Source organism: Nonomuraea sp. MG754425 (assembly GCF_021699195.1).
GTDB lineage: Bacteria > Actinomycetota > Actinomycetes > Streptosporangiales > Streptosporangiaceae > Nonomuraea.
The window spans coordinates 50237-59708 of the sequence record NZ_SSXE01000005.1; the positions used below are offsets into that span (position 1 = coordinate 50237).

A 9472-nucleotide genomic window follows, 5' to 3' on the forward strand; every position below is an offset into this window, starting at 1 on the left:
CACGACGGTCGTGCGCGGCACGTCGAGGTTTGCTCACCCTCACTCGCCCCTCGCGTACTCGAACAGGCCGGCGCGGCGGCCCGCGCGAAGGTAGTGCAGAGCGTCCACCGCGGACATCTCCTGGTCATGGGGTGTCAGCTCGTCGAACGTGTCCAGGTACGTGGCCTCGTGGGCAATCTGCTGGCGGGCGGCGGCCAGCTTGCGGGCGTCGTCGTACTCGGCCTGGTTGGCGAAGGGCCATCTGGGGCTCTTGACGCCGGGCTGCGAAGTGCCTTCCATGTCGCTCATCTCCGGATCGTCCCACCGGCACCCCACCCCTCGCAGGCAGAAGGAGCACCCTCATGCAGATCAAGCCCCGCGTCCGCATCGTCGGCGCCGAACGCCACCAACTCGCCCAGGTCCTCGCCGGCCGCTACGCGGCGGGCGAGTCGATCCGCGAGCTCGCGGTGTCGGTCGGCCGCTCATACGGGTTCATCCATACGCTGCTGGAGGAGGCGGGCGCCGAGATCCGGCACCGCGGCGGCAACCAGCGCACCCGCCCCACCGCCGCGTCGGCGGCCGAGGCCGGGAAGTGACGGCCGCCGAGCACGCCGCTGTGAAGGCGGGGGAGATGCTGGACCAGGCCGCCGCTCAGCCCCTGAGCACCGAGTACGTTGCCAACTGCGGGGCTATCGCGGAAGCCTGGATGCGGCTGCACGCGGTGCTCGTCACCGGCACGTTCATGAACGGCCACTGATCGTGCAGGGTCCCCAGGACTTGTCCAGGCGGCGCACCACCGTGGGGAACCCTGCGCCACCACTCGGTGGGCGCCGCGACTACTTCCGATGCGCCCAGAGCCACCGGATGATCACGTAGTGGCCGATGACCTGGGTGACCAGGAGGAACACGCCCTCGGCGATGGCGCGCACCTGAGGGAGCATGGAGGAGACGACGGTCAGGAGTTCAGACATGGCAATCCCACCTCGCCGGACTCCACCGTGAGTCGAGTTCCTACTGCCCTGGCTCCGTACTGCGGGTCGCTCTGTCCTAGCGGGGCGGAACTCGTCGGTAGATCCGGTGATGCAGTCGCTGTCCAATGTGTCTGATACTCCTGAATGGGGCAGGGCCGGAGCCTACGCCGCCGCTGCCTCGCCCCCAGTCTGCACAACGATCCGCCGGGCACTGTCTTGGTCACCAGGAATGTCACCTCCAGGACACACAAGAGCCCGCCGACACAAGGTCGGCGGGCTCCGATGGTGCAGACGGCTATTTTGGCTGGTCGGTCAGCCAGTGGAGCGCTGTCTCGTAGACCTCGAACCGCGTCTCGGCGTCGGCCCCGTTGTCCACGATCGTCTTGCTGACCGTGGCGTTCGGATGACTCGCGCTGGGGAGCTTCACGTACGGCTTCGCGCCGGTCTTGATCACCTTGAACCCGCCCTCGGCCGCGTGCGCGCGCACGTCCTCCGGGGTGCGCAGGCGATGCAGCGTGCGCGTCATCCTCGCCCCCTACCTGACCATCTCGACGCCGCGTGCCAGGCCCCACATGCGCAGGCCGAGCTCCTCCGGGTCATCGCCCTCCAGGTGTTCCCGGTCGCCGACCTGCCGGAACAGGCGAGCCACCTCCCTGGCCGCGCTGCGTGCGCTGCCCCGAGGGATGTCCGCCAGGCCCGTGCTGGCCGGCTCGGTGTAGGTGACGTCGGAGTAGTGCAGCTCGACGGCGCGGGCGGCGACGCCGAAGCGCTCCTTCTGGCCACAGTCGTTGCACGTGGCGGGCTGGCCGCCCCAGACAGCGCGGGTGAGCGCGGCATCGAGGCTGAGGTCGAGGTCGCCGAGCATGACGTCGGCCGCCCGCTCCAGCACGTAGGCGATGCACACGAAGCTGGCCATCAGCGGGCACCTCCCCTCTCCAGGCCCCTGCTGTAGATTGCGGACATGACCGGGTACGCCTGGTTGAGCGGGATCGTCACCTGGTGCGTGGTGGTGGTGTCGTACCGCACGCCGATCTTGACGCCGTCCTTCTCCACCGATACGTCGAGGTATGGACCCTCCTCGGCATCGGAGGCCCAGATGGTGAGGGCCACGTGGGCGTCGGGCTCGGCCAGGAGGTCGATCAGCCTGACGACCGCGAGCGCGCTGATGCCGACTTGGTGGCCTGACACATCCAGCACGACCGCGCCCTGTGGAGCATCGGCCGGCGGGCTCGGCACGTCGAGGTACGTGCCGTCTGGGCTGTTGTAGGTGTGATCACTCATCGGTGGTCGCCTCCGGGTCGGTCCCGACGCAGGCGACCATCTGCTCCCAGGTGTGCTGGGTGTACAGCTTGCCGCAGTGGCAGAGGGTCAGGATGTCACTCACTTTCGGTGACCTCCTTGATGGCCGCCCGCACCCGGTCGGCCTGGTCGTGGGGGAGGACCACCGCCGCGTTGGCCCCGCAGGCCGGGAACCCGACCCTGAGCTCTAGGCCGTGCTCGTCGGAGGTCGCGGTCACCCACGCTTGGCCGTCCGGGTCATCGACCGTGAGTGTGAGCTGCCGGTGGTTGGCGTTCGGGCCGAGCATGCCGAGCAGCAGCCCGAGGTCGTGGGCCTCCAGCCCGAACACAAGGCCGGAGACGTTGACGATGACGCTGCCGGGCGGCGCGTCGGGGAGCGCGTCGAGCACGTCGAAGTACGTGCCGTTCGCGTCGATGTAGAGCGATGTGTACTTGAAGGGAGCCGTGGTGGTCTCAGGCATTCCACACCACCACGACGTCGGGGTGGGCCGGGCAGGCGCCCATGTCGGAGTGCAGGTGGTACGTGCCGGTCAGGGCGCACGCGGTGCGCGGGTCGGCCGCGCATTCGTAGACGCACAGGCAGTGCATGGTGTATCCCTTTCGCGAGGAATTGGGGTCACCGTAGAACTGGCATCTGTCGTCTGTCGGGCATCTCGCGAAATTCGTCGAACACGCAGAAGCCCGCCGACGCCGCGGCGGGCTTCTGATGATGTGGCGCAGGTCAGCCCAGGACCGTCTTCCTGGCCAGGTCCTCCACCTCCTGCGTGAGCGCCCGCTCGTACGGCAGATGGGTGAACGTGCCGATTGGGTTGTCCTCGTGGAAGACCGTGTACTTCTCGGGGGAGCGCATGTCGTACGCCACGGTGTAGGAGTGGCCGCTCACCTCGAACGCGCTGATGTCGTGATGCATGGTGGTATCCCTTTCGCGAGGAATTTCGACGCCACCGTACGACCAACTCCTGCTCCCTGTCGGGCATCAGCTCGAAAACGCCGCTGGCGGCCGTCTCCGACGACCGCCAGCGCTAGGTGAGGGGCAGGAACCGCGTCAAAGACGCTGGGCCCACGGTGCGAGCACCATGGGGGCGAGGTCCGTGAGGTCGAAGCCGTTGAGCGCCAGGATGATCACGGCGGTCAGGGCGATGAGCCACGGCAGGGTGCGGATGAACGTCTGGAGGACGTCCGCGGGGATGGCCACGGTGAGCGTGGCCCGGTTGTCGGGCTTGTCCGGTGGGCCGGACGGCGCGTTCTTTGGCACCGGCACACTCCTTCGAGTTGGGGAACTGAAGTTGGCGCCGGGCACAGAAAGCGCTGGTCAGCCGTGTTTACCTCGGTTGTGTTGCACGGCTGACTTCCGATAAGTAACATGTTCGTGAGTGTTAGCATGTACTTAGCGCTGCACCTCCTGGAGGCCCGGCGTAGTGCGTAAACGATTCTGGACTCGCTGTCGCTAGCAGCGAGCCAGAATCGTATCCAGGATATCGCGATTCCCGGCCTGTCCGCCTGACCTGCGCCTTACCTCGGCAATGACCGTGTGTCAGCAGCCGTGTGGAGAGTATGCCCCCAGGCCGCAGGCGCAGTTCGTAGGCCATGCGGACAGGCTTCGGCAGGGTTCGTTCATGGTCGCGCTCATTCGTCCACTGTGAGCTTGTCGATCGCGGCCTGGCGGTCGGCGTCGGTGGGCAGCGTGTAGCGACGAGCGGTCTCGAGAGAGTGGCCCAGCAGTTCGGCGATCGTGACGACGTCCACACCTTCGCGGGCGAGTTTCGTGCCGAGGGTGTGCCGGAGCACGTGGGTGGTGAAGTCTTCGTCGCGGCCGACTTCGATCCCGGCCCGGTCGGCGATGCCGTTGAGCACGTCGGTGGCGGCGCGGGCGGACAGCCGGCGACCGCGCACGTTGAGGAACAGCGCCTTGGACTCGTCGGTACCGCGTAGTGTGGCCCGCTCCTTCAGCCATGTCTCCAACTCGGCGCGGAGCTTGGCGTGCAGGTTGACCTCGCGATACTTGCCGCTCTTGCCCATGCGGACGATGAGCACGCCCTTGCGGGCGCTGATGCGGAGGTCATCGAGGTCGAACGCGACGAGCTCGTGGATGCGAGTGCCCGCGTAGAAGGCGGTGTAGCCCATGGCGCGGTCGCGCGGAGAGGACAGTTCGGCCTCGCGCAGGAATCTCACTTGGGCACGCTGATCGAGGGCGCGAGGGGCGAGGTTCGGCAGCTTGGTGCGCTTGGCGGTGGCTGGACCCAGGCCGAGGCGGCGGTTGAAGTCGTCGATGGCGGTCAGGTGCGCGTTTACCGTGGTCGGCTTGCGCTTGAGCACGGTCAGGAGATGGGCGCGGTAGTCGCGTGCGGCCCAGTCGCGGGCGGCGGGGTCGGTGAGGGGGTCGCCGTCGAGGTTGGTCGCGTCGAGCCAGGCGAGGTACTGGCGGACGCGGGAGAGGTAGTTCCGGCGGGTGTCGTCGTCGAGTCGGAGGAGCGGGTCGGTGACGGCGGTTTCGTAGTCGGCGTAGACGCCCGCGTAGCGGCCGGGGACGGGTGTGGCAGTGGCTCCTGGGCGTCGTCGTGTGGGGCGTTGGGACGTTACGGGATCTTGGTCTCTAATATCAGAAGTCATTTCGGCGTCCTGTTCGCCTCGGGGAATCGGAATATCAGAAGCCGCACCTGGACCGCGCTTCTTATATTCACAAGTATCTGAAGTTTGGCATCTCGTTGGCGGAAGCGCCAACGAGCGCTACGATCGCGAGTAAATCAGTCTCCTCGCGAAAGAGATGATCATGGATCACATCGAGACCGGAGGGGCCGCCCGCTACGGCCGCTCCATGCGGCCGGTCGCGGTCGGTGACACGGTGGACGAACTCGAACTCTCTGCACTGGACAAGGCGCGGGCGGCATTTCCCCCGAACGTTCGCCTGGAGATTGTGCCGGACTACGAGATCTACACGGTCCCCGGTGACGGCGGCTTCAGTTCCTTCCCCGGAGTTCTGGAGTCGGGCAAGACGTACTACAGCCACATCACGGTACGCGAGGTGATCGCGTGATGAGCCGTCCCATCATCACCGCTGTGGCGGAGGTCGAAGCGCTGGCCGCCCGGCGACGCGCTGGCCTGACCATCCTGGGCGTCAATCTCGACAAGGCGAAGGGCATCCTTCGGGGCCTGTCCGCTTTCGCTCCCACCACCGTTTACGTCTCCAAGCGTGACGAGGGTGTCTATGTCGAGCACGCCGACTCCGGGCTCATCGCAGAGCTTCGGGAGGAACTGCGCGTCGGGGGGTGGGCGGTCCGATGACGACCTTCAAGATTCAGCAGGAAGTGCTGGCCAATCACGAGTTGCCCAAGCCGTTCTTCGCGGACGAGTCCGGCGCCATCGGTCGCCAGGACGTCTGGAAGGGGAACCCGGCGCAGGTCATCGGCTTCCAGTACGATCCGGATCTTCCCGAGATCGACCTGCTGTGGGATGACGCGATCCAGGACCCCGACCAGGCGTCGGGCATGTACCTCGTCACGGCCGACGCGGACGGGAACTTCAGCACGCACACGATCCTCGTGGAGTCGCTGACGGTCGTCACCCCTGCGGGCGGTGAGTCCCGATGAGCAACCTCGACCAGCTCACGCACGAGCCCGCCGACGACGACCGCATCGAGCACCTGGCCAGGATGGCGATGGAGTACGCCGCCACCGACCCGGACGACGACGCACAGATCCTCTTCCGCCTGAACCACTCCTCGTTCATGGGGCAGTTCATGGGGGCCGTGCTGGTCCGGCTGCGTGACGCGGAGACGAAGCTGCGTGAGGTGTCGGTGGCGGGCCGCCGCGACACGGCGCTGAAGCTCGCCCGCGACTTCGAGAAGTGGGCGGAAATGGAAGACGACGACGCCCGCCGGGCTGCGTACGATCACGCGGCGATCACCGCTACCACGCACGCGGAGTTCGCCGCGGCCGAGCCTCTGCCGGGCGGTGAGGTCCGGTGAGCGAGCAGGCGACCATGACCGTCCGAGTCCGCGACCGTTCCGCCGAGTCCCCGTGGGGGTCCGGCCCCACCAACCCGATCGTCCGCACGGTGACAATCTCCGCGTACTGCCCCGTGTGCGGAGAACTGCGGGGCACGCCGAGGAACCTCAACCAGTGCGACGACGGCGCGCACTACTCGTCCGACGTCTGGACCAACCCGTGCGGGCACACGGACATGTACGCCGACGTGGTCAAGGAGGCCAAGGAACTCGCGACGGCCCAGGCCGGTGAGAGCCGATGACCGCCCAGGAGCGCATCTTCCTCAACGAGGACCTGCTGCTCACGCTGGACCAGCTCGGCAATCTGGAGCGCGCCGCCCACGACGTCGGGAAGTCAACGGCCGAGGTGCTGGCCATGCTCGCGGGCCGGGTGCAGGTGGACCCCGGAGGCCGGCTCGCCCTGTCCGGCGAGTGCGACGAGGACGACGAGGACGAGAGGGCTGAGACCCCATGCGTCCCATGAGCTGGGTGGAGATGGCCGAGCGGCCACGCAATGAACAGCTCGCATTCGTCCGGGCGGGCACGCAGATCTTGGTCTCCAAGATGATGCTCGTGACCGGTCTCACCGAGGGGGAGATCGCGCGGGCGGTCATGGAGGCCGCCAACCTCGACGGCGTGGCGAGCATGTCCGGCCGGGTGACGAGGATGAGTAGATCGGAATGATCTTCGTGTGCTGGCAGGTTTCGCGACCTGCCAGCACGCGCGGAATGGTCTTCATCGTGGCCGCTCGCGGCCTATCTGACCTGGTCTGATGGTCAGCGTCGGTCAAGACGTGAGGCGCTGAGATTCGCTCTTAGCGCCTCACGTGCTTCAAGGCGAGATCACGGAGCTGCTGGCATTCGACGGTGCTGTCAACTGCGCCAGGCGGTGCAGCCACCGTCATTGGCGCAATAGCGCCATTGACCATTCCAGAACGCCGTAGTGCCTGCCCTGGCATAGCTGACGCTTCGGTAGGCAGCTTCGCTTCCACCCAGGGAACTGCATGCGCTTGGAGTGCAGAATTGGGCGACGATCCAGTAGCGCGTTCCTGTCCCCGAGTAGCAGTAGCCGGTCACTATATGGCCATCGCTGGAGCCTATGGCGGCCTCGCAGTTGGATGGGGCTGCCGCCTTGACCATCTGTACGGTGGAAGCGGCCCCTGCTGTGGATGCTGTCGCTGACTGCGCTGGCAGTGCGATGAGAGCTCCGGTCGCCGCCATGGCGAGGACGGCGGTCTTAATCAGAGATTTCGTCTTCATGTATTCCCTTCGATTGAATGAGGGCGTGAGGCCGGTTGACTAAGCGGTGTGGCACCGCACTCTTCACCATCAATCACCGAAGATTGCTTGGACAGGACAGCGGCCGGACATTCGGCGGACATTTCGCCACGTCGGTACCTGGTCGTGCAGCCTCGTGGCTCCCAGCAGCTCACTGGCTGGCGGATCCAGACACCACACGCGCGATTTGGAGGTTTCGTTGCGTCGTATTGAGTACATGCCCCTCCCCGAGATTGTGCGGGCCGTGCGGAACCCAAAGGAGCACGACCTCTCGGTCATCAGGAAGTCGATCGAAAAGTTCGGGTGCACGATCGCCGGAGAGCTGGACGACCGCACCGGCCGCCTAGTGGCCGGGCACGGCCGGCTGCTCGTGCTGGAGCAGATGCAGGTCGAGGGCAAGTCGCCGCCCGAAGGCGTCAAGGTCGCCGACGACGGCGTGTGGCTGCCGCCCATCCTGCGCGGCTGGTCGTCCCGCTCCGACGCGGACGCGGAAGCGTACCTCGTGGCCAACAACTCGACGTCGGAGCGCGGCGGGTGGGACCGCGGCGCGCTCGCCGACATGCTGGCCGACATCTACCAGGCAGACGAGGAGCTGCTGGCCGTGACCGGCTACGACCCCACGGACATCGAGGACCTGGTGCCCGCCGACCTCGGGGAGGCGCCCCCCGCGCCGGTCCCGACGCCGGGGCCGGCCGAGCGCGTCGAGCCGCCGGACGTGTGGGGCGTCATCGTCACCTGCGAATCCGAAGACGAGCAGGTCGAACTGCTGGAGCGGCTGGCCGCCGAGGGCCGCTCCGTCCGAGCCCTCATGTAGAAGGAGCCGCTGTGCGCGCGGACATCACGCTCGCTACCCCCGTACGCCGCACCGCCAGAGTCCTCCAGTTGCAGGGCATGTTCGACGTGCCGCTGGAGGAGAAACTCAGTGCCTCGTGGTCGGTGAACCTGCCGATCGAGGAACGGAAGTGGAACGTCGGCCTGCTCGTCGGCCCGTCCGGGTCCGGGAAGTCCACCATCGCGAACGAGCTGTGGCCCGGCCGGCTTGTCAAAGAGCACCCGTGGGGGGATCGGGCGCTCGTGGACGACTTCCCGCTGGGCATGGGTATCAAGGACATCGTCGGCCTGCTGACCGCCGTGGGACTGTCGAGCCCGCCCGCGTGGCTCCGGCCGTACAAGACGCTCAGCAACGGGGAGGCGTTCCGCGCGAGCATGGCCCGCGCGCTCGCCGAGCACAAGGGTCTGCTCGTCGTGGACGAGTTCACGTCCGTGGTGGACCGGCAGGTCGCCAAGGTCGCTTCTCACGCTGTGGCGAAGGCTGTCCGCCGCGATGGGCGGCAGCTCGTCGCGGTGACGTGCCACTACGACGTGGTGGACTGGTTGCAGCCGGACTGGGTGTACGACGTGGCCACCGCGGCGTTCAAGTGGAGGTCGGTTCAACCCCGGCCACAGCTCCAGCTCGACATCCACGCGGCCGACCGGAGCCTCTGGCAGATGTTTCGCCACCATCACTATCTGAGCAGCGACATCAGCAATGCCGCCCAGTGCTTCGCCGGGTGCATCGACGGCAAAACGGTAGCTTTCGCTGCCTACAGGCACTTTCAGCATCCGAAGGTGCGTGACATCAAACTCGGTCACCGCCTGGTGGTGCTGCCGGACTTCCAAGGACTGTCGATCGGCGGGCACCTGGAAGACTGGATCGGCCAGCACCTGCATGCGCAGGGGTTCCGGTACCGGAATGTGACGTCGCACCCGGCGTTGATCGCCTACATGGAGCGCAGTGCTCGGTGGCAGCGGCAGGGCCGCGCCACCAAGCTCCACACGTCCTCGAAGCGGCGGAACCAGCACGCGAACACGCTGGACCCGCGCCGGCTTGGGCTGGTGTCGTTCGAGTACATCCCGCCATCGCGGCCGACGCATCAATAGGAGGCTCAGCGCATGTGGAACGAGTCGGCGACCTTCCGGGCCGC

General features: G+C 66.9%; 20 protein-coding genes and 1 pseudogene. 11 read left to right on the forward strand and 10 right to left on the reverse strand.

From position 1 onward, the window contains the following. Positions 1–39: 39 nt before the first annotated feature. The gene (locus tag FAF44_RS03010; protein WP_237101420.1) at positions 40–279 is read right to left on the reverse strand and encodes a hypothetical protein; all 240 of its coding nucleotides are present in this window, start codon (positions 277–279) and stop codon (positions 40–42) included. Positions 280–335: 56 nt separating this feature from the next. Between FAF44_RS03010 and FAF44_RS03015 the strand changes: the two are divergent. Both FAF44_RS03015 and FAF44_RS54385 read left to right on the forward strand, forming a co-directional pair. Continuing rightward, positions 336–575: pseudogene (locus tag FAF44_RS03015) on the forward strand (helix-turn-helix domain-containing protein); the annotation flags it as partial. Between the two features lie 35 nt (positions 576–610). Next, positions 611–736 (forward strand): hypothetical protein, encoded by a 126-nt coding sequence (locus FAF44_RS54385; RefSeq protein WP_272893994.1) that lies wholly within the window; start codon positions 611–613, stop codon positions 734–736. A 79-nt stretch (positions 737–815) separates the two neighbouring features. On the opposite strand, the gene FAF44_RS54390 is transcribed toward FAF44_RS54385, so the two are convergent. The 9 genes from FAF44_RS54390 to FAF44_RS03050 all read right to left on the reverse strand — a co-directional run bounded on the left by FAF44_RS54390 (position 816) and on the right by FAF44_RS03050 (position 4859). Continuing rightward, positions 816–950 carry a hypothetical protein gene (locus FAF44_RS54390; RefSeq protein ID WP_272893995.1) on the reverse strand — a complete coding sequence of 45 codons (135 nt, stop codon included), beginning with the start codon at positions 948–950 and terminating at the stop codon, positions 816–818. Between the two features lie 295 nt (positions 951–1245). Further along, on the reverse strand, positions 1246–1476 hold the full coding sequence (locus FAF44_RS03020; protein ID WP_237101422.1) for a hypothetical protein: 231 nt from the start codon (positions 1474–1476) through the stop codon (positions 1246–1248). Positions 1477–1485: 9 nt separating this feature from the next. Then, entirely contained in the window at positions 1486–1866 is a 381-nt protein-coding gene (locus tag FAF44_RS03025) for a hypothetical protein (protein WP_237101508.1), read from the reverse strand. Further along, positions 1866–2231 carry a hypothetical protein gene (locus FAF44_RS03030; RefSeq protein ID WP_237101423.1) on the reverse strand — a complete coding sequence of 122 codons (366 nt, stop codon included), beginning with the start codon at positions 2229–2231 and terminating at the stop codon, positions 1866–1868. Before FAF44_RS03030 ends, FAF44_RS03025 begins: the two co-directional genes overlap by 1 nt. Positions 2232–2326: 95 nt before the next feature. Beyond that, positions 2327–2710, reverse strand: coding sequence for a hypothetical protein (locus FAF44_RS03035; RefSeq protein ID WP_237101424.1), 384 nt, complete (start codon positions 2708–2710; stop codon positions 2327–2329). Further along, complete coding sequence (locus tag FAF44_RS54395; RefSeq protein ID WP_272893996.1) at positions 2703–2837, reverse strand: hypothetical protein; 135 nt, start codon at positions 2835–2837, stop codon at positions 2703–2705. The genes FAF44_RS03035 and FAF44_RS54395 overlap by 8 nt, the downstream gene beginning before the upstream one ends. Positions 2838–2970: 133 nt before the next feature. Then, entirely contained in the window at positions 2971–3159 is a 189-nt protein-coding gene (locus FAF44_RS03040; RefSeq protein ID WP_237101425.1) for a hypothetical protein, read from the reverse strand. Positions 3160–3294: 135 nt separating this feature from the next. Continuing rightward, a complete protein-coding gene (locus tag FAF44_RS03045; protein ID WP_237101426.1) occupies positions 3295–3504 on the reverse strand; it encodes a hypothetical protein in 210 nt (69 codons plus the stop codon). A 371-nt stretch (positions 3505–3875) separates the two neighbouring features. After that, complete coding sequence (locus tag FAF44_RS03050; RefSeq protein WP_237101427.1) at positions 3876–4859, reverse strand: tyrosine-type recombinase/integrase; 984 nt, start codon at positions 4857–4859, stop codon at positions 3876–3878. A gap of 160 nt (positions 4860–5019) precedes the next feature. Between FAF44_RS03050 and FAF44_RS03055 the strand changes: the two genes are divergently transcribed. From FAF44_RS03055 to FAF44_RS03095, 9 genes are all read left to right on the forward strand, one after another. Beyond that, the gene (locus FAF44_RS03055; protein WP_237101428.1) at positions 5020–5283 is read left to right on the forward strand and encodes a hypothetical protein; all 264 of its coding nucleotides are present in this window, start codon (positions 5020–5022) and stop codon (positions 5281–5283) included. Next, complete coding sequence (locus tag FAF44_RS03060) at positions 5283–5531, forward strand: hypothetical protein (protein ID WP_237101429.1); 249 nt, start codon at positions 5283–5285, stop codon at positions 5529–5531. The genes FAF44_RS03055 and FAF44_RS03060 overlap by 1 nt, the downstream gene beginning before the upstream one ends. Then, the gene (locus tag FAF44_RS03065; RefSeq protein WP_237101430.1) at positions 5528–5836 is read left to right on the forward strand and encodes a hypothetical protein; all 309 of its coding nucleotides are present in this window, start codon (positions 5528–5530) and stop codon (positions 5834–5836) included. The genes FAF44_RS03060 and FAF44_RS03065 overlap by 4 nt, the downstream gene beginning before the upstream one ends. Next, positions 5833–6213 carry a hypothetical protein gene (locus FAF44_RS03070; protein WP_237101431.1) on the forward strand — a complete coding sequence of 127 codons (381 nt, stop codon included), beginning with the start codon at positions 5833–5835 and terminating at the stop codon, positions 6211–6213. Before FAF44_RS03065 ends, FAF44_RS03070 begins: the two co-directional genes overlap by 4 nt. Before the next feature lie 14 nt (positions 6214–6227). Next, on the forward strand, positions 6228–6494 hold the full coding sequence (locus tag FAF44_RS03075) for a hypothetical protein (protein ID WP_237101432.1): 267 nt from the start codon (positions 6228–6230) through the stop codon (positions 6492–6494). Next, complete coding sequence (locus FAF44_RS03080; RefSeq protein ID WP_237101433.1) at positions 6491–6715, forward strand: hypothetical protein; 225 nt, start codon at positions 6491–6493, stop codon at positions 6713–6715. Before FAF44_RS03075 ends, FAF44_RS03080 begins: the two co-directional genes overlap by 4 nt. Beyond that, positions 6712–6915: a hypothetical protein gene (locus FAF44_RS03085; RefSeq protein WP_237101434.1), complete on the forward strand. Its 204-nt coding sequence runs from the start codon at positions 6712–6714 to the stop codon at positions 6913–6915. The genes FAF44_RS03080 and FAF44_RS03085 overlap by 4 nt, the downstream gene beginning before the upstream one ends. Positions 6916–7752: 837 nt before the next feature. Then, positions 7753–8322, forward strand: coding sequence for a hypothetical protein (locus FAF44_RS03090; protein WP_237101435.1), 570 nt, complete (start codon positions 7753–7755; stop codon positions 8320–8322). 11 nt (positions 8323–8333) lie between these two features. Beyond that, positions 8334–9428 carry a GNAT family N-acetyltransferase gene (locus tag FAF44_RS03095; RefSeq protein WP_237101436.1) on the forward strand — a complete coding sequence of 365 codons (1095 nt, stop codon included), beginning with the start codon at positions 8334–8336 and terminating at the stop codon, positions 9426–9428. The last annotated feature ends 44 nt before the right edge of the window (positions 9429–9472 follow it).